This is a genomic window from Rhizobium sp. PRIMUS64, from assembly GCF_023006465.1.
In the GTDB taxonomy this organism is placed as follows: domain Bacteria; phylum Pseudomonadota; class Alphaproteobacteria; order Rhizobiales; family Rhizobiaceae; genus Rhizobium; species Rhizobium leguminosarum.
In genome coordinates this window covers 1-223 of the sequence record NZ_JALBGX010000397.1, presented here as the reverse complement: position 1 = coordinate 223, position 223 = coordinate 1, and the positions used below count along the sequence as shown (strand labels likewise).

The following is a 223-nucleotide window of genomic DNA, read 5'->3' as shown; positions in this document are numbered from 1 at the left end:
AATGTTCCGCAAGCTGCTCGATCAGGGCCAGGCCGGCGACAACATCGGTGCGCTGATCCGCGGTGTGAACCGTGACGGCGTCGAGCGTGGCCAGATCCTGGCGAAGCCCGGCTCTGTCAAGCCGCACAAGAAGTTCATGGCAGAAGCCTACATCCTGACGAAGGAAGAGGGTGGCCGTCATACGCCGTTCTTCACCAACTACCGTCCGCAGTTCTACTTCCGC

The 223-nt window shown here is 61.0% G+C and carries 1 pseudogene; it reads left to right on the top strand.

Going from position 1 to position 223, the window contains the following annotated elements:
- Nucleotides 1-223: pseudogene (gene tuf / locus MOV76_RS39725) on the top strand (elongation factor Tu); the annotation flags it as partial.